The sequence below is a fragment of the Vibrio kanaloae genome (genome assembly GCF_024347535.1).
GTDB classification, from domain to species: Bacteria; Pseudomonadota; Gammaproteobacteria; order Enterobacterales; family Vibrionaceae; genus Vibrio; species Vibrio kanaloae.
The window spans coordinates 893891-914346 of sequence record NZ_AP025497.1 but is presented as its reverse complement, the minus strand read 5'-3'; the positions used below and the strand labels follow the sequence as shown (position 1 = coordinate 914346).

The 20456-nt window shown below is 45.5% G+C and carries 20 protein-coding genes; all 20 read right to left on the bottom strand.

Features of this window, described 5'->3' with window-relative positions:
* Positions 1-66: 66 nt before the first annotated feature.
* The 20 genes from OCV24_RS04430 to fliJ all read right to left on the bottom strand — a co-directional run bounded on the left by OCV24_RS04430 (position 67) and on the right by fliJ (position 20440).
* Entirely contained in the window at positions 67-1194 is a 1128-nt protein-coding gene (locus OCV24_RS04430) for a chemotaxis protein CheW (RefSeq protein ID WP_150878084.1), read from the bottom strand.
* On the bottom strand, positions 1181-1963 hold the full coding sequence (locus tag OCV24_RS04425) for a ParA family protein (protein ID WP_017056893.1): 783 nt from the start codon (positions 1961-1963) through the stop codon (positions 1181-1183). Before OCV24_RS04425 ends, OCV24_RS04430 begins: the two co-directional genes overlap by 14 nt.
* Before the next feature lie 10 nt (positions 1964-1973).
* Positions 1974-3080 carry a protein-glutamate methylesterase/protein-glutamine glutaminase gene (locus OCV24_RS04420; RefSeq protein ID WP_150878082.1) on the bottom strand — a complete coding sequence of 369 codons (1107 nt, stop codon included), beginning with the start codon at positions 3078-3080 and terminating at the stop codon, positions 1974-1976.
* A 13-nt stretch (positions 3081-3093) separates the two neighbouring features.
* Positions 3094-5295: a chemotaxis protein CheA gene (locus OCV24_RS04415; RefSeq protein WP_150878079.1), complete on the bottom strand. Its 2202-nt coding sequence runs from the start codon at positions 5293-5295 to the stop codon at positions 3094-3096.
* 9 nt (positions 5296-5304) lie between these two features.
* Positions 5305-6036 carry a protein phosphatase CheZ gene (locus OCV24_RS04410; protein ID WP_017056890.1) on the bottom strand — a complete coding sequence of 244 codons (732 nt, stop codon included), beginning with the start codon at positions 6034-6036 and terminating at the stop codon, positions 5305-5307.
* 114 nt (positions 6037-6150) lie between these two features.
* Positions 6151-6519 carry a chemotaxis response regulator CheY gene (cheY, locus tag OCV24_RS04405; protein ID WP_008218307.1) on the bottom strand — a complete coding sequence of 123 codons (369 nt, stop codon included), beginning with the start codon at positions 6517-6519 and terminating at the stop codon, positions 6151-6153.
* Positions 6520-6561: 42 nt separating this feature from the next.
* Positions 6562-7296 (bottom strand): RNA polymerase sigma factor FliA, encoded by a 735-nt coding sequence (locus OCV24_RS04400; protein ID WP_017056889.1) that lies wholly within the window; start codon positions 7294-7296, stop codon positions 6562-6564.
* Complete coding sequence (locus OCV24_RS04395; RefSeq protein WP_017056888.1) at positions 7289-8176, bottom strand: MinD/ParA family protein; 888 nt, start codon at positions 8174-8176, stop codon at positions 7289-7291. The genes OCV24_RS04400 and OCV24_RS04395 overlap by 8 nt, the downstream gene beginning before the upstream one ends.
* 13 nt (positions 8177-8189) lie before the next feature.
* Positions 8190-9737 (bottom strand): flagellar biosynthesis protein FlhF, encoded by a 1548-nt coding sequence (flhF, locus tag OCV24_RS04390; RefSeq protein ID WP_102506090.1) that lies wholly within the window; start codon positions 9735-9737, stop codon positions 8190-8192.
* Positions 9738-9764: 27 nt separating this feature from the next.
* On the bottom strand, positions 9765-11867 hold the full coding sequence (gene flhA / locus OCV24_RS04385) for a flagellar biosynthesis protein FlhA (RefSeq protein ID WP_150878076.1): 2103 nt from the start codon (positions 11865-11867) through the stop codon (positions 9765-9767).
* Positions 11868-12109: 242 nt separating this feature from the next.
* Positions 12110-13240 carry a flagellar biosynthesis protein FlhB gene (gene flhB, locus OCV24_RS04380; protein WP_017056885.1) on the bottom strand — a complete coding sequence of 377 codons (1131 nt, stop codon included), beginning with the start codon at positions 13238-13240 and terminating at the stop codon, positions 12110-12112.
* Positions 13241-13249: 9 nt separating this feature from the next.
* Entirely contained in the window at positions 13250-14032 is a 783-nt protein-coding gene (gene fliR / locus OCV24_RS04375; protein WP_017056884.1) for a flagellar biosynthetic protein FliR, read from the bottom strand.
* Between the two features lie 5 nt (positions 14033-14037).
* Entirely contained in the window at positions 14038-14307 is a 270-nt protein-coding gene (gene fliQ, locus OCV24_RS04370) for a flagellar biosynthesis protein FliQ (protein ID WP_017056883.1), read from the bottom strand.
* A gap of 12 nt (positions 14308-14319) precedes the next feature.
* Positions 14320-15249: a flagellar type III secretion system pore protein FliP gene (fliP, locus tag OCV24_RS04365; protein ID WP_170960253.1), complete on the bottom strand. Its 930-nt coding sequence runs from the start codon at positions 15247-15249 to the stop codon at positions 14320-14322.
* Positions 15236-15676 carry a flagellar biosynthetic protein FliO gene (fliO, locus tag OCV24_RS04360; RefSeq protein WP_017056881.1) on the bottom strand — a complete coding sequence of 147 codons (441 nt, stop codon included), beginning with the start codon at positions 15674-15676 and terminating at the stop codon, positions 15236-15238. The genes fliP and fliO overlap by 14 nt, the downstream gene beginning before the upstream one ends.
* Positions 15676-16086, bottom strand: a complete 411-nt coding sequence (gene fliN / locus OCV24_RS04355) for a flagellar motor switch protein FliN (protein ID WP_017056880.1) — start codon at positions 16084-16086, stop codon at positions 15676-15678. The genes fliO and fliN overlap by 1 nt, the downstream gene beginning before the upstream one ends.
* Positions 16087-16115: 29 nt before the next feature.
* Positions 16116-17159, bottom strand: coding sequence for a flagellar motor switch protein FliM (fliM, locus tag OCV24_RS04350; RefSeq protein ID WP_017056879.1), 1044 nt, complete (start codon positions 17157-17159; stop codon positions 16116-16118).
* Between the two features lie 7 nt (positions 17160-17166).
* Positions 17167-17655 carry a flagellar basal body-associated protein FliL gene (gene fliL, locus OCV24_RS04345; protein ID WP_017056878.1) on the bottom strand — a complete coding sequence of 163 codons (489 nt, stop codon included), beginning with the start codon at positions 17653-17655 and terminating at the stop codon, positions 17167-17169.
* 53 nt (positions 17656-17708) lie between these two features.
* Positions 17709-19820 (bottom strand): flagellar hook-length control protein FliK, encoded by a 2112-nt coding sequence (locus tag OCV24_RS04340; protein ID WP_150878074.1) that lies wholly within the window; start codon positions 19818-19820, stop codon positions 17709-17711.
* A 182-nt stretch (positions 19821-20002) separates the two neighbouring features.
* Positions 20003-20440: a flagellar export protein FliJ gene (gene fliJ / locus OCV24_RS04335; protein ID WP_017631772.1), complete on the bottom strand. Its 438-nt coding sequence runs from the start codon at positions 20438-20440 to the stop codon at positions 20003-20005.
* Between the last annotated feature and the right edge of the window lie 16 nt (positions 20441-20456).

The following is a 20456-nucleotide window of genomic DNA, read 5'->3' as shown; positions in this document are numbered from 1 at the left end:
AATCCTCTTGTCGTCGTTACCGACCACTATTATTAACTTGATGCGTTTATTGTACCAATCGTAGTACTAGCTCAATGCTTTTACATCTAGCCCTGCGTTTAACATGGCGACTAATGCTTCGACATGGATCAAAGCACACATTTTTTCTTTAACCATACCGGCGAGCCATGGACGTTTTCCTGCCATTTCTCGCCAACGTACTTTATCTGCGTTCAACAGCTCTGTGCCTTTAAGCTCGGTACTCGCAAGTCCCCATAAGCTATCTCCAAGCATCACTATATATTGATAGTTTTCTTTATATTCGTCACCCGATAGTTTCTCAGGCATCACCCATTTTGCGGTATCGACCACATCTAGCTGATTTTCACGGTTGGTTTGCAACCCTAGATACCAGGCAGGCTTACCAATAATGTGACTTAACTCTTCAAGGCGATGGATACCACCTAGCTCATCAAGCGGCACGGCGAAGGTCACACCATTAACTTCAAAATACAAGGCTTGGAAATCTTCCGTTCGAGCCGTGCTTTCCCACGAAGTAAACTTGTCAATACCTCTGGCTTGAGTTTCAAGTTCAACAGCCGTCTCAATTTTAGGAGATTCAAGGTCAGTCTCTTCAGACTTAATTGCTGGTTGTTCAGCTTCAACTTGTTGCTGTTCAATTTGCTGTGATACAACTTGAGGTTCGACAGCAATGGATAATTCAGGTTCTGGAAGGTTCCAATCTTGAATTTCTGGTTCTTCAAACAATTGAGCAGATGCCACCGTGACGTCAAACACCTGCATGTCTTCTTGCTGGGCGATTTTCTGAGTATTTTGATCCATCAATTCATCTAGATTCAGATCTTCTACTACATTAGTTGCCTCTAAACGACTCAGGAGTTTTTGAACATCCTCAAGATTCGGAACTTCAAACTCAGCCGCGCGTATTTCTGCATAGCTTGAATGATGGCTCGAAAGTTGTGGCTCTGGCTCTGGCTCTGGCTCTGGCTCTGGCTCTGGCTCTGGCTCTGGCTCTGGCTCTGGCTCTGGCTCTGGCTCTGGCTCTTCAGATTGTGATTCGTCGCTAGATTCGTCAACAAAAAAATCATCAGATTCAAAACTCTCATCACCTAATAGCGCAGTAAAATAGTCGTCTAGCGCTTGTTCACTCGATAGACTTGGGGGCGCCATTGTTAATTCTTTATTCGCGCTCATTTATCGCCAACCTCTCGAGATAAATAAGCAGCTGTTTGTAAGCAAATACACCACGGCTACCCGATGCAAAGTGAGATGCTGGTAAGCGCTTTAGGCTTGCATCTCGAAATTTAGTATCAATCGGCACAGCTGACGTCCAAACTTGGTTCGGATAGTCATCTTTGAGTTGCGTTAATGTTTGCAATGAAGCCTTAGTTCGCTTGTCGTACATCGTCGGGACAATTGTCACCTTAAACGGGGTTTTGCGAGACTTTTGCATGATAGTCAAAGTACGGATCATGCGCTCTAAGCCCTTCATCGCCAAAAACTCAGTCTGCACCGGAATCAATATACGATCACTAGCAGCCAATGCATTCACCATCATCACACCAAGAATTGGCGGGCAATCGATCAACACATAGTCATAGTCGTCTTTCAAAGCGGCTAAAGCACGCTTCAAGATCAACCCCATGCCGCTTCGATTTCCCATTACACGGTCTAATGTAGCCAAAGACATGTGCGCAGGAATAATATCGATACCTTCAACTTCCGTTTGTAAAAGCAAAGGTCTTACCGTTTGTGCGTTAAACTCACGCAACTGGAACAGGTCAAACAGGCTCGATTCCACCGTATCAGAGTCGTAACCCAGATAGGTGGTCAGTGATGCATGTGGGTCAGTATCAACCAACAACACACGGTTCCCCTTTAAGGCAAGTAAGCCTGCTAGAGTCACGGTCGTGGTCGTTTTACCAACACCACCTTTTTGGTTTGCAACACTCCAAACAATCATTTCGATTTACCTAAGCTAACCCAACTTCAACCAAGATCCTTTCCGCGATGCGGTCTAGAGGTAGGTCTTCAGTAGAAATGCCAGCTTTTGCTACAGCTTGAGGCATACCATATACAACACAACTATCTTCATCTTGCGCCCAAACCGTCGAGCCCGCTGCTTTTAACATACGCGAACCTTCTCGACCATCAGCTCCCATACCGGTCAGTATCATAGACAAGACTTTGTCACCGTAAATCTTCGCAGCAGAGCCGAATGTGACATCTACACAAGGCTTGTAGTTCATTCGATCGCCGCCATCGATAATTCTCAAACGAGCAGACCCTGCACGACCATCAACCATCATCTGTTTACCGCCGGGAGCAAGGTAAGCCACTCCAGGTTTCAATACATCTCCATCTTGTGCTTCACGAACTTCAATCTTACACAAGGTATTCAGTCGGCTTGCAAATGCAGCGGTAAAGGTTGCTGGCATGTGCTGAACTAACACGATCGGATGTGGATAATGAGCAGGAATGCGAGTCAAAATCTTCTGTAGTGCAACAGGGCCGCCAGTCGAAGTACCAATTGCAGTTAACTGGTATTTCTTACCCGAAGCTCTAAATTTTGCTGTCGATACAACAGCAGGCTTGGCTGTTGAAGTTGTTTGACGCAGTGATGAAGGTGCCGACGCCGTCGCTGTTGCTCGAGGAGCAACAGGTACACGGCGCATGAATGCACGCTTAGCGGCTATTTGAATCACACGTTGCTGAAGCAAAGCTACAGCATCATCACGATTACGCGCAATATCTTCGAACTTCTTAGGTAGGAAGTCGAGAGCTCCGGCATCTAAAGCATCTAATGTGGCTCTTGCACCGTCATGCGTTAACGATGAGAACATTAAAATTGGCGTGGGTGAAGCTGCCATAATCTCACGAACGGCTGTAATACCATCCATAACAGGCATCTCAATGTCCATCGTAATCACGTCAGGCTTCAGTTGCTTGGTTTTCTCAACCGCTTCTTTACCATTTACCGCTACATCGATGACTTCGAGACGAGCCTCTGAGTTAATGATTTCGCTAACGCGACGACGAAAAAAGCTCGAATCATCAACGACTAATACTTTAATCGCCATATTTATCCTTAAATTAAATTCTTGATGCAGCTGCGTACTGCTTCAACAAGTCAGGCACATCTAAAATCAATGCAATGTGTCCGTCACTTGTAATTGTTGCGCCCGCCATTCCTGGCGTGCCCTGCAGTAGTTTATCAAGTGGCTTAATAACAACTTCTTCTTGACCGATAAGCGTATCGACAACAAAACCAACACGTTGACTACCAAGCTGCACAATCACAACATGGCCATGGCCATTACGCTGTTCGACAATTCCCGCTTTAGGTGTAAGCCAATTTTGTAAATAGAACAACGGAATAGACTTATCGCGAACGATAATAGTCAGTTGACCATCAACCACATTTGTACGGCTTAAATCTAAGTGGAAGATCTCATTTACAGAAGCTAATGGCAATGCAAATGGGTGACTTGCTACACCGACCATCAAGGTTGGTAGAATCGCTAGCGTCAATGGAACCTTGATCGTGATCTTGGTGCCTTTGCCCATTTCTGAGTCGATGTCAATTGAGCCATTCAGTGTGTTGATCGCTGTTTTAACAACGTCCATACCCACGCCACGGCCAGATATATCCGAGATCTGCTCTTTGCTTGAGAAGCCAGGTGCAAAAATCAAATTGAAGCACTCTTTATTAGATAAACGAGATGCTGCATCTTCATCCATCAGGCCACGTTTAACCGCGATAGCACGAAGCTTATCAGGGTCCATACCGCCACCGTCATCAACGATAGCCAGCTCAATGTGATCACCTTCTTGAGAGGCAGACAGAATCACTTTACCCGTTCTAGATTTGCCTTCAGCAACACGGTCGTCCGGCATTTCAATACCATGGTCGACAGAGTTTCTCACCAAGTGAATCAGGGGATCAGCAAGTGCTTCTACTAAGTTTTTATCAAGGTCGGTTTCTTCGCCACGCATTTCAAGAACGATGTCTTTCTTCAAGCTACGAGCAAGGTCCCGGACAACTCGTGGGAAGCGACCAAATACTTTTTTGATCGGCTGCATACGAGTCTTCATTACCGCACCTTGTAGGTCTGCGGTAACAACATCTAAGTTAGAGACAGCTTTCGACATTTCTTCGTCGTTGCTGTTTAGCCCTAAACTGACAAGTCGGTTACGAACCAATACTAACTCACCCACCATATTCATAATGGTATCAAGTGTTGATGTATCGACACGAACTGTTGCTTCAGCTTGTTGCTTCTTCGCTGGCGCTTTAACTTCGGCTTTTACCGGTGTACTCGGTTTAGGCTCTTCTTTAACAACAACTGACGCTTCAGACTGCGGTTTAGGTGCAGCTTGTGGCTCAACTTGCTCTGGCTTCACTGCTGCCGGCTTAGTTGCCGCATCCAGCTCTTCAATAGTTGGTCCATTACCTGAACCGTGTAACTGATCCAGTAACTTCTCGAACTCTTCGTCGGTCATCAGATCATCGCCTTCAGACATCGCCGACGCTGGTGCTGTATGAGGTGTTGGCGGTGGCGCTGTTGAATTTGTTGCTGTTGGGCTCTTACCCGCGCCGTGCAGTTCATCTAACAACTTTTCAAATTCGTCATCAGTAATATCACTACTGTCAGCAACAGGTTGAGGTGCTGCTGGTGCTGGCGGCGGCGTTGATGCAGAAGCAGCTGTTGGTGAACCACCTTTACCGTGAAGTTCATCAAGCAAACGCTCGAATTCATCTTCAGAGATATCATCCACAGAAGAAGCACTAATGCTTGAACTTTCTGTGACAGGATCTACTGACACAGGTTCAGCAGGTGTTTCAACAACTGATTCAGCAATAACGGGGGCAGGGGCCTCTATTGGTGCAACTTCATCGGCAGACTCTGGTTTACAAAGGCGGTGAAGCTCATCCAATAAAGCTTGATCAGCTCGCACTAAAGGCTCCTGATCTTGCACGGCTCGAAACTGTACATTTATTGTATCTAGAGCCTGCAACATCGTATCCATCAAACCAGAGGTTACGCTGCGTTGGCCGTTTCTTAGAATGTCGAATACATTCTCAGCACCATGACAAGTATCCACCAGCTCAGTCAATGCTAGGAAACCAGCACCACCTTTTACTGTATGGAAACCACGGAAAATAGCATTTAATAGGTCTTTGTCTTCAGGATTATTCTCAAGCTCTACCAGTTGTTCTGATAGGAGTTCAAGGATCTCTCCTGCTTCGACTAAAAAGTCCTGAAGAATATCTTCGTCTAAATCGTAGCTCATACGTTACCTTTAAAATCCAAGACTGGATAACAAATCGTCGACTTCATCTTGAGATGCAACGGCGTCTTTTCGCTCTTCTGGGTTCATAATTGGACCTTCAGGCGCAATAGATACTTTCTTCTCTGACTCAGGAGTTGGCTCTATTTGATTAGCTCCGAATACGGTGAGAATCTCTACCAAACGTCCTTCAACCTCATTTACCAAGGTAATAACTTTGCTAATAATCTGCCCAGTTAAATCTTGGAAATCCTGAGCCATCAAGATTTCAGTCAGTTGTCCACGTAGTTCAGTACTGTCGCCTTCTACTTGGACAAGTAATCCATCAATGCGGTGACATAAAGCTTTAAATTGTGCTAGCTCAATGCGGCCATGCATCAGTTCATTCCATTGAGGCCTTACTTGAAGTAAACACTCGTGTAGGTTATCTGCAATTGGCATACAGCGATCGACAGCGTCCATCGTTTTATTTGCCGCAACTTCCGTTTTATCAATGACATACTGAAGGCGATCCCTAGCGTCAGGGATTTCATCATTTGCGATAACGCTAATGCGCTCGTCAAAGTTGAATTGTGTCAAAGAGTCATGGAGGTCGCGTGTCAGACTACCTATTTCTTGAAGCATTGGATTGTCTTGAAGACTAAAATTATCTTCATAAATACTTCTGACAAGAGAATCAGCACTTTGCTGCTCATCGTTTTCAAGCAGGTCTACTAATTTTTTTGCTTGTTCTAATGAAATCATCCTGAGTTCAGCCTTACTCCGCATATTTGTTACGCTTCAGCTGCAGAGATAAACGGGAAACTAAAAAGTTAATGCATCTCTAGAAGCGCCTAAAACAGGTTATATTGTCAATGCTTATAAGCGCTCAAAAATCTTATCAAGTTTCTCTTTCAGAGTTGCAGCAGTAAAAGGCTTCACAATGTAACCATTAACACCGGCTTGCGCTGCTTCTATGATCTGTTCACGCTTCGCTTCTGCTGTGATCATAAGTACTGGTAGGTGCTTAAGTTCTGCGTCTGCGCGAATGTGTTTTAGCAGGTCGATACCTTGCATGCCTGGCATATTCCAGTCAGTTACCACGAAATCAAATTCGCCTTTTTTCAGCATAGGTAACGCGGTCAAGCCATCATCTGCTTCTTGTGTGTTGTTGAAACCTAAATCACGAAGTAGGTTTTTAACAATTCGGCGCATCGTTGAAAAGTCATCAACAATGAGAATTTTCATGTTTTTGTTCAAATTAGCCTCCACTGAATAAAATCAGTGTTGTTAGTCGTTCTGTGTCCAAGCACTTAACTTAGTGCGTAAACGCTGCATAGATTGGCTCAGTATTTGGCTGACGCGAGATTCGCTGACACCTAGTACTTCCCCTATCTCTTTTAAATTGAGTTCTTCGTCGTAATAAAGCGAAAGCACAAGGCCTTCTCTTTCTGGAAGCTGTTTTATTGAATCGATCAAAGCTTGGCGGAATGACTCATCAGCAACCCCTTGAAAAGGTGTGTTATCTTGAGAGTCTTCATTCGGAGATATTACATCATCTGAGACCCCCAAATCTTCGATCCCAACCAATCTTGAGCAATTAATATCAGTTAAAGCACTATGATACTGCTCTAAAGTGAGTCCCATGTGTTTTGCTACTTCGGCATCACTTGGATCGCGGTTGAGTGTACCCTCTAAATCCGCAATTGCACTGCTGATTTCTCGATTATTTCTATGAACCGATCTCGGCACCCAATCCCCGCGGCGAATATCATCCAACATCGCCCCACGAATTCGAATACCTGCATACGTCTCAAAACTTGCGCCTTTGGTACCATCATAATTTTGTTGTGCTTCAATCAAACCAATCATGCCAGCTTGAATCAAGTCATCAACCAATACATTAGGCGGTAATCGCCCCAACAAATGATGAGCGATACGTTTTACCAACACAGAGTACTTCTCAAAAAAAGCCTGCTGGCTATTATGATTAGCATGTTGGTCGTAAGTAAGCGCTTTATTCACCAAATGGTTCCTCTATAAATTCAGTACGGTTCAGTAGCCTTTCAACAAAAAATTCCAAGTGTCCGCTTGGTGTTTTTGGTATTGGCCAGGTCAATGCTTTACTCGCCAATGAGCTGATAGCCAATGCCGCAGGAGAGCGAGGAAACGCATCAACTACGATTTTCTGTCTCTTAACTGATTGACGTACTTTATCATCTAAAGGAATACATGCTACGAGTTCGAGGCTCACATTCAAGAAGCGCTCTGTGACCAAAGTCAACTTTGCAAATAATTCTCGGCCTTCACGGTAGCTTCTGACCATATTTGCAACAACTTTGAATCGCTGAACTTGATGTTCTCTACTCAACAATTTGATTAAGGCATATGCATCAGTAATCGAGGTAGGTTCATCACAAACGACGACAACAACATCCTGCGCCGCTCTTGAGAAGCTGATCACCATGTCTGATATACCCGCAGCGGTGTCGACTAATAAGATATCCATCTCATCTTCAAGCGAACCAAAGGCGCGAATCAAACCTGCGTGCTGAGCATGTGAAAGTTCAGTCATGCTTTGTGTACCTGAAGTCGCTGGAATTATTTTAATTCCGTGCGGCCCTTCGACAATCGCATCTTTTAACTCACACTCACCAGCCAACACATGGCCAAGGTTTCGTTTAGAACGAATACCTAACATAATATCAACGTTAGCGAGTCCTAAGTCGGCGTCCAGCACCATGACTTTTTTGCCTTGGCGTGCCATGCAAATAGCCATACCTAACGTCACATTAGATTTACCGACCCCACCCTTACCACCCGTTACAGCGATAACTTTGGTAAGTGAAGGCTTAGTTAAGCGACGGAGGCCGCTAGCTTGATCATGTATCATATTTTCATTCATATTTATCCGCCGCCTAGAGCCCTTCAGAATCGCTATTCCAGTAATGAGGTTCATTCTCTGTAGATTTCTCTAATAGCTCATTGGCCTTAGCCATCATGTACTTTGGCTGAGCTATGACGATATCTTCAGGAACTCGTTGACCATTTGCTATGTAAGCAACTGGTAATGCATTTTGTATCACTACACTGATGAATTCACCTAAACTGAGGGACTCATCAAGCTTAGTCATGATGCATCCCGACAATGGGATTCTTCTAAAGTGTTCAATTGTTTCTTGTAGCACTTTACGTTGCGCTGTTGCGGGCAACACAAGGTAACTATTGATAACGGAACCACTCTCTTGCATCAATGTGTCTAACTGCTCAGATAGGCGAACATCTCGTTGCCCCATACCTGCAGTATCGACCAGAATTAGGCGACGATTACGTAACTGATATATTACATCGGCCAATTCGCTAGAATCTTTAGCAACTCTTACCGGGCAACCCATAATTCGACCATAAATAGATAACTGCTCGTGCGCACCTATACGATACGTGTCAGTTGTCACTAATGCGACGTTGTCGGCGCCATACTCCATGGCTGCGCGTGCCGCTAGCTTAGCAACGGTGGTGGTTTTGCCTACTCCTGTTGGGCCCAATAAGGCCACAATACCGCCACGTTTTAGAATATCTTTTTGTGTGACCGAGATTTGGTCTGCAACCAACGCAAGCAATGCCTTCCACGCTCGAGCCGGCTTGGTGTCTTCTGGGATATAGCACGCCATTTGATCAGCCAGTTCTGCTGAAACACCCATTCTTTCAAGGCGCTTAATCAACATGGCTCTTAAAGGCTCTCGGCGTTCAACCTCTTGCCACATCAGGCCAGATACTTGATGCTCGAGTAAACGACGAATTGAAGTCATCTCGTCACGCATCGTTTCCATTTCAGTATCTGAGCCTTTGGATGGAGCACTTTCACGGCCACGATCATAACGCGTAGGATCAAGACGAGGAGTTGGGCGATCGACTCTGCGATCTTCAGCAATCAGTTTGGATAAACCCGTTTCGCGAGCAAATGCTGAATCTACATTACTGCGCGGCTGCTGGTGACTATTAGAACCTTGATGGCGATTAGAACCTTGATGACTATTAGCGTGATGGCTACTGCCTGATTGACGATTCAGCAACGCAGACAATGAATCTTCATTTTCTGCTCGGTGTTGTGGCTCATCATCGGCCCCATGACTGTATTGCTTAAGCATATTCGCAAAGCGCTTAGTCATTGAACGTCCACCTTCAGCATTCGATTGCAGGTTCACCTTATCTTCATCTAATTGACGAGAACCAGTTGACACCGCGGGCGCTGCCATTTGCGTGTACTGACTTTGCGCCGGTTTCTGAGGTTTATTGATTCTTGGGCTCGCTGTCGACTGGCTTGATTCACCATCGATAGCGGCAACAATTTCCACGCCACCTGCGACCTTTTTGTTAGACATGATGACAGCCTCTGCTCCAAGTTCTTCTTTAACTTGGAGCAGAGCTGTTCGCATATCTTTTGCAAAAAATCGTTTAATTTTCAATTCGATCGTCCGTTCTAATTAGGCGGCTTAATTACCAACAGCTTGTACTATACGTATCTGCTTTTCGTCCGGTATTTCTTGGTAAGATAACACTCTCAAGCTTGGGATCGTGTTTTTCACAAACTTAGCGAGAGTGGAACGCAATACACCAGAGGTCAATAACACCGCTGGCTCCCCTTTCAACTCTTGCTCTTGTGTAGCATGACTAAGAGAGGTCTGTAAGCGCTCCGCTAAACCAGGCTCAATACCTGCAGATTCTCCGCCAGATGCTTGCATGGTTTGGTGCAAGATCTGTTCCAATTCTGGTATTAAGGTTATTACCGGTAACTCTGTCTCTATACCATTGATTTCTTGGACAATTAGCCTTTTCAAAGAGATACGAGCAGCCGCTGTAAGTATGTCAGGTTCTTGACTCTTACCGGAGTACTCTGACAAAGTTTGGACTATCGTTCGAATATCACGAATTGGAATGGCTTCATTTAGTAGGTTTTGAAGCACTTTCACAACCACGCCAAGCGGCAGTTGATCCGGTACAAAACCTTCGATCAGCTTAGGCGTTGAACGACCAAGCATTTCCAGTAGATTCTGAACTTCTTCATGCCCAATTAACTGCGAAGCATTATTGGTCAACAGTTGACTAAGGTGTGTCGCCAGTACAGTTGAGGAGTCCACAACCGTGTAGCCCAAAGCTTGCGCGTGCTCGCGCTGCTCTTCGCGAATCCACACGGCCTCGAGACCAAATGCAGGGTCAATGGTCGGCTCACCTTCGATCATTCCATAGACTTGGCCAGGGTTAATCGCCAATTCCATATCAGGTTTAATCTCGGCCTCGCCAACCGCGACTCCCATCAGAGTGATTCGGTAGCTGTTTGGCGTCAGTTCTAGATTATCGCGAATATGTACAGCGGGGATCAAAAAACCGAAGTCTTGGGACAGCTTCTTACGCACTCCTTTTACCCGTTCAAGCAGTTCACCACCTTGATCTCGATCAACTAACGGAATCAGGCGGTAACCCACTTCTAAGCCGATAATATCGACGGGTTGAACATCGTCCCATGAGAGCTCTTTTTGCGATGAAGGTGTGTCACCATTAGCATCGACGGTGGCTGGCAGGTTTGTATCTTCAGCCTTTGCCTTGTTCTTTTTATCGATAAAGTAGGCACCAGCCCCTGCCACAGCAGTCAAGCTTAAGAAAGAAAAGTGCGGCATACCAGGAACAATACCCATCACCCCAAGGATACCGGCGGTGATCATCAAAGCCTTTGGATTATCCAACATTTGGAAGACGAGCTGCTGCCCCATATCTTCATCGGTATTTTGACGCGTTACCATCATCGCTGCGGCGATAGACAGCAATAGAGACGGAATTTGTGCAACCAAACCATCACCGATGGTCAATAGCGTATAGATTTCGATAGCTTCACCAAAACCAAGGTCGAATTGAGCCATACCAATGCTCAAGCCACCTATGATGTTGATGAATAAGATTAGGATACCGGCGATAGCATCGCCTTTAACAAACTTAGACGCACCGTCCATCGAACCGTAGAAGTCGGCTTCTTTGGTCACTTCAAAACGTCGGGTTCGAGCCTGATCTTGGTCGATCAAACCCGCATTCAAGTCGGCATCAATTGCCATTTGTTTGCCAGGCAAAGCATCCAGCGTGAAACGTGCACTTACTTCCGAGATACGGCCCGCACCTTTGGTGACAACCATAAAGTTGATGATCATCAGAATCAAAAACACCACTAAACCAACCGCATAATTACCGCCTATAACGACGTTACCAAAGGCTTCAATAACGTTACCAGCGGAGTCACCACCTTCGTGACCGTGGAGTAATACCACACGTGTCGAAGCAACATTCAAGGCTAATCGAAGTAGCGTCGCAATCAGAAGAACGGTAGGAAATGCCGCGAAATCTAACGGCCTACGGGTATAAACCGAAACCAGTAGCACAACCATAGACAAGGCAATATTGAAGGTGAAGAACATATCCAACAAGAAAGCAGGAATTGGCAACACCACCATAGCAAGCGTTGCAAGTACCATAACTGGTGCTCCAATCGCAGGCATAGCACGGTTAGGAATTTTCGGCAACTTGTCCGCAAAAGGCAGGGAGAATTTCATAAATCTAGACAGTTTCGCTATGTTGTAGCTATCTCACCAAGCGGATTGAGGCTCAGGTCTAAGCTATGTTTCTATGGTTTGTAATGTACGGGTTTATAATACACGGGCTTATTATGTTCGGAGTTGATATAGCAAACACTGTACCAACATCTTACGTCAAATTATCGCCATTACTTCTTAGAACAGAGTAATAGCCAGCCTCCTATTATCAGGGTTCATCAAGCTAAGCTCAAGCAATTGATCTAATGACGTAAATCGGGTGGGATCGGCATATTGGAATCTTGCAGTTTTGGCCTCTCTCCCCCGCGTTTTCGATACTGTTTCAGTTGGAAAACATAGGCAAGTATTTGTGCTACCGCTGTAAACAGACCGTCAGGAATTTGTTGTTCGAGCTCTGTGGTGTGATAAAGCGCCCTCGCCAAAGGTGGTGCTGGAACAATATAGATATCATTTTCACGGGCAATTTCACGAATTTTCATCGCCATATGATCAACACCTTTAGCGACCACAATCGGTGCCTTATCTTGATTCTGCTTATAGCGCAGAGCCACCGAAAAGTGCTCTGGGTTGGTGACAATCACATCTGCTTGAGGCACATCTGCCATCATTCGACGCTGAGCCGCTTCTCTTTGCAACATGCGAATTCGTCCCTTAACTTCCGGTTTACCCTCGGTGTCTTTAAACTCGTCTTTCACTTCTTGCTTAGTCATCTTCAACTGATCGGCGTGTTGCCAAATCTGAAATGGGATATCAATGGCGACCACGATCAGCAAGGAGCAACTGATTAGGAGAATAAAGTTAAGCAAGATATCCAAAGCGTGGAAGATATTCTGCGGGTACACGTCCATGCTCAACTGCATCAAGTCATGCTGAGAGGCTTGGATAAGATAGATGGCCATGCCCGACACAAGTGCCACCTTCAGAATAGACTTCAGCAGCTCAACCCAACTTTGTAGGCCAAACATACGCTTGATACCACTCAGTGGGTTTAACTTAGACGCTTTTGGCATCGCCGCTTGCATTGAGAAATTAATACCACCAACACCCGCCGCACCAATGACTGCCGCTACGAACAAAGTTATCAGAATCAAGAATAACGGAAACAACAAGTTCACCAGTGCACCACCGGCGATTTCAAGGAGTTTATTGGTGTCAAATATCTCGTCGCGACTCAATGAGAACAAGCGTTGCATAGCCTCGAATAAAGCCTTCGCCATCGATTCGCCAAACCACATTAAGGCAATCGCACCAACTATCAGTACCGACGCCGATGCCAGTTCTTTTGACCTTGCAACCTGCCCTTTCTCTTTGGCCTGTTGCAAGCGTTTGGGCGTGGCGTCTTCTGTGCGTTCTTGACCGTCTGACTCTGCCATTTCAGTCTCCTAGCAATCTAACCGGATTAGACGACATATCTGTTGCTCACTTTGCAACCAGAATAGCTCATAATGGCTATACAAGCTGCCAAGGATATACCAACAAAGTAACAGACCTACGAGTAGCGCAAATGCAAAACCCAAAGAAAATATGTTTAGCTGAGGTGCCGCACGTGTCATCACACCAAATGAAAGGTTAATCGTCAGCAGCGCAATAATACCCGATAACGACATCGCTAATGCCGTTTTAAACATGATGCCCAACCACAATGCGAGCTCTCTAAAGTCCACAGCAGTCAAAGAGCCACTACCAATCGGCAAGGTTTTAAAACTGAACACGACCAACTGTAACATCTTCAAATGCCCATCCGTCGCCAAAAAAAACATGGTCGCTAACAGCATGAAAAGTTGACCAAGTACTGGCGTATTTTGACCGTTCGCTGGATCCACCATAGAAGCGAAACCCAAGCTTGATTGCATACCCAGAATTTGGCCGAGCATAACGAAGGTTTGGATCATGAATTGGGTAACAAACCCCATTGAAACGCCAATCACAATTTGCTCAAAGACCGTCAAGAACCCTTGAAACGACAGCAGTTCGATCTCTTTGGGGACCGCTGGAATCGCAGGCATCACAGCCAAAGTAATCGCCAAGCCTAAATACAGACGAATACGCGGCGACACAAAGCGTGCACCGGTTACCGTCATCACCATCAGCATGGCTGAGATGCGAGTGTATGGCCAAAAATAATTGGCTAACCACTCTAGTACAAGGCTCGTTGGGTATTCCATTTGGTCTAGTACAATACTTGAGGCAAGCGTTCGATGAGTTCAAAAAAGAACTCCATCATCATCTGAGTCATCCAGTGAGCAAACATCATCAACGCTAGTAAGGTCACGATTAAACGTGGTAGAAAACTCAAAGTTTGTTCGTTGATAGACGTCGCAGCTTGGAAAATGGCTACGACTAAACCGATTAACAGGCTAGGAATAATAATGGCACACACCATGATCAGAACCATCCAAAGTGCGTCTCGGAACAACTCTACGAATATTTCAGGATTCATTATTCCCCCCAGCTACAAGGCAAAACTGCCGGCGAGTGTGGAGAGTATCAAATTCCAACCATCAACCAGGACAAACAGCATCAACTTAAACGGCAACGATACAATCATCGGAGATAACATCATCATACCCATCGCCATCAGCACCGAAGCCACCACCAAGTCGATGATCAAAAACGGTAAAAACAACATAAAACCGATCTGGAAAGCCGTTTTTAGCTCTGATGTGATAAACGCTGGAATCAGAACAGCCATAGAAACATCTTCAGGATTGGTTACTTCCGCTCCAGAGATCTCAACAAAAGTCTCGAGATCTTTAATTCGAGTCTGTTTCAACATGAATGATTTAATTGGGCCTTGGGCAACATCAAACGCCTGTCGCGCCGATATCTGTTCATTCAAATAGGGCTGAACCGCTTGTTCGTTAACCTGATTGATCACCGGTGACATGATGAAGAAGGTCAAAAATATCGCGATACCAATGATCACTTGGTTTGAAGGCGTTTGCTGTAAACCCATCGCCTGACGCAAGATGGACATCACCACCACAATACGAGTGAACGAAGTCATCAAAATCACCATTGCCGGCAAGAAGCCAAGCATGGTCATTAACGCTAGGATTTGCAGGTTAATAGAGTAATCTTCACCGCCATTGGCGTTGGTTGTCATGGTGAAGGCTGGAATCCCTCCTCCATTCCCCGTCAAACTACCTGTAGTCATGGTTTGCGATTTGGCTTGATCTTGTTCCATCGTGCTGATGGTGACCGACTCTGAGCCAGCGGTATTCGCAGGAATCACAGTGTCGTCTTCAGCTTGTGCAAATACCGACACACTGAACACGAGCGAGCAGAGTAAAATGAGCTGAACCAAGCACACTTTCACCAATCGGAAAGATCCGGTTTGGCAAAAGTAAGAAGATTCCAAAAATCCGTTACTTGTTTGCATCTTTTTTTATTAGCTGGGAAAGCTGACTTGAAAATGTACTTTTTTCCAGCATCTCCTGAGTAAGAGGTTTATCGAGCTTAGAGATCAGCTGAATTGACTGCGTGGTAATGCCCACTAAGAACTGCTCATCACCGGCTTGAACAATAGCAATACGCTCTTTGGTGCCGACAGGTATTTGCCTAACAATCGCCAAACCTTGTTGATTCGACATCGCCGGAACTTGCATTCGCTTCAGTAGCCAAGCAATAAATAAAATGAAGGCTATAACGAAAATTAGCGACCCAAAGGTGGTCGCTAAATCGAGAGAGGGAGGTGCCGCGGCAAAGGCTATGGAAGGAATAGAGAATAGCCCTACTCCTATCAGCCCACGAACGACACCTGTCAACCCGCGAGGTAAACCTGTCACCCTTTGAGGAAGAAGGCCCATCAACGCAGCTTCTTAATTCGTTCTGTTTGGCTAATAACGTCAGTCAAACGAATACCAAATTTATCGTTCACCACAACCACTTCACCGTGAGCAATCAAGGTTCCGTTAACCATCACATCTAGAGACTCGCCAGCAATTCTCTCTAGCTCCACCACTGACCCCTGATTCAATTGAAGTAAGTTACGAATGCTGATCTTAGAGCGTCCAACTTCCATTGAAATGGTGACAGGGATATCCATGATGGTATCCAGTTTACGGCGCTCATCTTCAGAAATCGGAGACGATGAATCGGTTAGCTCGTCGAGTGGTGCCGCTAGAACATCATCAACATCAATTGACGGTGCAGAAGGGTCTTCACCAAGTGCTGCAGCCCATTCATCTGCTAACTTTTGATCTTCACTAGGTTCCATTACCAATTCCTATACTTTTATCTATTTTACTATTCGTTATCATCGTCGTTTTCTAGCTCAGACATTAAATCCTTGCCTAAAAATGCGAGATCAGTTTTGACCACATGCGGTCTTTGAATTTTTTCAGAAATCTGTACCGCGAGCTTTTCACCCGAACGCCCCATTTTCACACGATACGTAGGCAAATCTTCAACAAACATAGTCGCATTTTCTGGCATATTTATGGGGATAACATCACCAGGACGTAACTCCATTAAGTCACGCAGAGAAATGTCTTGCTCTAGTAGGTTTACACGAAAATTGACCGGTACGTCCATAATTTCATCACGCAGGGCTGAACTCCAACGAACGTCGGTTTCCATTTTGTCTGATTGAACACCCGCATCCAGCAATTCACGAATCGGCTCAACCATCGAATAAGGCATCACCACGTGGAAGTCACCACCACCGCCATCCACTTCAATGTGAAATGAGCTCACAACAATTACTTCTGTCGGGCTCACAATGTTGGCCATACTTGGGTTCACTTCCGAATCCAAATATTCAAACTCAACCCCCATAACTGGAGACCAAGCTTCTTTGTAATCTTCAAACACAATTTTTAGTAATAGCTGAATAATTCGCCTTTCGGTAGGCGTAAATTCACGACCTTCAATCTTAGCGTGGAAACGACCATCACCACCAAAAAAGTTCTCTACTAAGATGAAAACAAGGCGCGCTTCCATCGTTATCAGTGCTGTACCTTTTAATGGGCGGAAACGAACCATATTCAAACTAGTGGGTACATACAATGTGTTCTGGTACTCACCAAACTTCATCATTTGTACGCCGTTAATCGACACTTCAGCCGTTTTTCGCAACATATTAAACAAGCTGATCCGCATATGACGTGCGAAACGCTCGTTAATAAGTTCAAGGGTCGGCATTCGACCACGAACGATTCGATCTTGAGATGAGAAGTCGAAATTGACCGCACTGTCATTCTCGGTTTCTAAGACATCTTCAACTTCTTCAACATCATCAACGCCATGCAATAGCGCATCAATTTCGTCTTGGCTTAATAAATCGGTCACAAATTACCTATTGAATTACGAAATCAGTGAATAACACTTTTTCAATCACAGGCTGGCCAACAGCTTGAGCCAGACTTGCTTTAATATCTTCAGTTGCCTTGTTTCGCAGTTCAACCCGCCCCGTTGGAGAGCGCAATTGATCGACCGTTGCCGAAGCGAACGTTGCTAATAGCGTACTTTCTACTAGCGGAGAATGATAACGAGCTAAATCTTCATTCTTACTGCCACGTACCATCAACTGTGCTTTTATCTGGACAAGACGATCTTTCTTATCACCCGAAACATTGAACAAGAAAGGCTGTGGAATATTAACATACATGACGGGTTCTACAGCGACCACTGCAGTCGCTGGTTGGGACTGAGACTCGGAACCAGCATCATCGGATCCTAAGAAAAAAAACAGCGCCGCGCCGACACCAAGCAATATTACGATTACGGCAATAATAATGATAAGGAGCTTACTTTTCTTTTTAGCTGGATCTTGTTCTTCAATCATACTGCTCTCTAGTTTCCTGTTGTTTCCACTAACTAACTGGGATAGGGCTGATATTAGGCATAATAGCTAATTCCATCACGCTTTGATGCGACATTCAATTCAAGATTGCTGCTGCTATCAAGATTTTCATCACCTTGACCATCATTTGTGCGGTTAGGACCTGATTGCTGTTCACCATTGTTGTAACTCTCTTGGCCCTGACCAGAACTCTGTTGTTGAACTGATGAATCAGCAAGCTGCATCCCTTGTTGAGCTAACATCTCTCTCAAGCGAGGTAATGTTTGTTCAATCACATCTCTCGCTTGCTGATTACTCACCGTAAAGTGCACGTTTGCCACGTCATTATTCATGGTCATGCGAATTTTCATCTGACCCAGCTCTGGTGGGTCGAGACGGATGTCCAAGTTTTTGAGGTTCTTAGACATCATCATTTGTACTTTTTCAGCCACCTGCTCATTGGCTAGCTCTTTGGTGAGCTGTAAGGGCGCTTGTTGAGCAGCTTGAATTTCAGCTCGCGTAGGTCCTGAACCCACCGTTGCCGTACCTTGTGCACCAGCCGCAGAAGCGATCTGCTGAGCAAAAGTCGAATCTTTAGAATCTTCTTTAGCACCCGCTTTACCCAAACCAGACAGTGCTGCTGCACCGGCGCCCGCTTTAAGAAGCGTATCAGTCGAGCCTGCTTTTGTAGCGGCTGGCATTGCATTCATCGCCATACCTTGCGCGGTTAAAGCTGGATCCAGCGTTGCTTGCTGCTGAGGTGAAGCAACATTAGCTTGTTGAGCTGCGGCCTGTTGGGCTGCATGTGCATTATTGGCGTGCAGCATTGCCGCCTTGTCCGTAAGAGCATTGTTTGCTGACTGAGAAGCGGTCTGCGCTGACACTTGTTGTGCCGCCGTCGCTACAGCTGCTGTTGATGCTGCCGCAGCTAAGGCTTTAGTTTCGCTTGAATCCGTATTATCCCAATCGATAGCAGCGGGTTCACCAGACGCACTGTTCGCAGCCGGAGCTTGACTTAGCAAAGCTGTTGCTTGTTGTTGAACGTTAGCGAGCTGTTGATTCAACAGGTCTAGGTTAGAGGTCACTTCAGCTAAGGCGGCTTGCTCGTCGACCGTCAACTTAGCGCCACTTTGTTGCTTCTGAAGCAAGCTATCGACAACAGACTGCTCTGATTCGATTTGTCCATTCAATTGGTTTAGCGCTTTGGTATGGGCATCCACCTGCTTTGCAAGTTCAATATCCGCGGCTGACAATGCCGGGCTCTGCTCGGCAGTAACCGCACTAGCCGCATTCTTTTGGCTCAGCTCTCGGCTCATACTGGCTTCAATTTGTTCTGGAGTGACGCCTTTCTCCATCAACTGTCGAATTTCAGCATCAGTCAGCTGAGAAACACCCTTACCGCCGGTAAGTACAGCGATTTCAGAATCGACTTCAAGGCTCTTCTCTTGATTTGCAGCCTTGGCTTGTGGTGTCGCCTTATCCGTAACGGAAGCTCCTGCAACAGATGCACCAGTGATATTACCTTGGGCTTGTTCTACCTGACCTTGCTGAGGCAAGCCTTTGCCGTTTGGTGCTTGATTTAGAGTTTTGTTTGCCTCATCCAATTGACCAAGCAATTTATTGCCTTCACTCATCGCTGCATTGGCTTGCGATGCCTGCGTAGCACCATCTACAGCTGATGAACCCTGAGTTTGGGATTGAGCAACCTGCTCTTTAGAATCGGTCTCAGCCTGAGCATCTTTACCGTCAGCCTTATCTGCGACAGTTTTATCAGTGCCCGAATTGGCTTTGAGCTGATCCTCAGATCCAGACGCAGCCTCTGCAGATGTTTTATCAGCTGCTTTCTCGCCTTCTACTTCTGAAGCTGCTTGCTTGCTTTGCGCTTCGCTCACTTCGTCAGTAGCCTTTGATTCAGCTGAATCACCTTTGTTCGTTTCGGCTGACGCTTCACCTTCGGTAGATGCCTGTTTAGCATCAGATTTCGCTGTGATTTCTGTGTCTTTTGCTGCGGATTTACTGTCACTTTCTTCAAAGCCGAGCGCTTCTTTAAAGGACTCAAAGAAACCTTTAGAGTCGCCGGTTTCTTCTACCTTGGAAGAGGCAGAACCGGTGTCCAACAACGATGACGTTTTGTTGGTCGCTGAATTTGAGGAAAGACTAACATTCATATATACAAGCTCTATCTACTAGCTTTGCTGCCATGAATCAGACAACAAAAAGAAAGTCGGATGCTTTTCATGCCTTTGGTGGGCATAACGCGCAATTTTATATAAAACGGAGCAAGAAACATGCCTATAAGTTCAGTTCTCACAATATCGAGAACAGCACTTACGTCATTCGTGGCTTAGGATCACATCTTCTTTCGGCTGTATAACAGAGTCGAGAACTCATCCATTTGCTTTTGTTCTCTTTGATCTTGCAGCTTTGCTTTCTCTTTCTGCTTTTTCTCCATCAACCACTCGTAGGATTTACGTTTTTTGCGTAACTCCATCCAGTAGTTTTGGCAGTTATCGACTTGATTTTTAAAGTGGTGCTCGGCTTCTCTCTGTTTGGATAATGTCTCATCCAACTGAGTTAAGAAGCGGTTCAAGTGACCATATTGGCTCGCCGTTAAGCCTGCCTTACCGCGGTCAACGAGCTGCTGACAGTAATCCAGTCGATACTTTTCAATCTGCGCAACTTGCTCATAGTAACCTTGCAGCTCCGAGTTCGCTTTGTTGAGCGCAAGTACAGCTTGGTTCTCTTGATCTTTGGCTTGATCGAGCAAAAATTCTAATGCGTTATCCATGACTAACCTTATTCAC